Origin of the sequence: Mesorhizobium sp. M4A.F.Ca.ET.020.02.1.1 (genome assembly GCF_004022645.1) — a bacterium.
Lineage (GTDB): Bacteria > Pseudomonadota > Alphaproteobacteria > Rhizobiales > Rhizobiaceae > Mesorhizobium.
Genome location: NZ_RZOI01001317.1, coordinates 1 through 665 on the forward strand (window position 1 = coordinate 1; position 665 = coordinate 665).

Annotated in this window: 1 protein-coding gene; it reads left to right on the forward strand. The window is 56.1% G+C overall.

Features of this window, described 5'->3' with window-relative positions; genetic code table 11:
- Positions 1-392: hypothetical protein (locus EN742_RS38895; protein WP_210214517.1), on the forward strand; the 392-nt coding region annotated here is incomplete at its 5' end.
- Between the last annotated feature and the right edge of the window lie 273 nt (positions 393-665).

Consider the following 665-nt stretch of genomic DNA (forward strand, 5'->3'; position numbering starts at 1 on the left):
ATATAACAGTGGTGCAATTTCAAACATATGGTACAGTTAGCTCTTTTGTGGCCTCCGCCTTGGGGAAGGCCTGCCTCGACGGTCGCGTATTTTGCAGCCCCGGCGAGCCAACTGTGGATGCCGCCTTTTCAGCCCTCAAAAGTGACTATTACTGCTATTTGAAAAATCGAGATGTGAAATCGGAGAACCTTCGCAATTGTCTTAAAGAGGAAAAAATACGAAAGTCGCAATTGGCGAAGTACTGGGCAAACTTACCGAAGGGGAAAACAGATTGGTGTATTGGCAACGCTTTCGGTCGGAATTTCCCTCCCTTCCAAGTGTTGTCTAGCTGCGTTGCCGACGACATCGGGATCCAATGCTTCAAGCACGCGCGTCAATGTCGGGCTGGTTAGCGTGAAGTCGACAACATAAATCGATGCGGCCTCTCCCCGTTTGCGAGGAGAGCCGCCGCCAGACGGGTTAGGGGCGGCGCTGATGCCATGCCACTCGGCCTACCGTCCCGGCCGCCCAGTCTTGCTCGGTCTCCGATTCTGGCGGCGCTCGTCGCCCGGATCTTCGTAGGAGCCGATGCCGGCGCGCTGGCGAACGATTGGTTTAGGGGAATCGTCGCGTTCCTTCGCGCCCCCCTCTGTCCTGCCGGACATCTCCTCCACATGGGGGGAGAT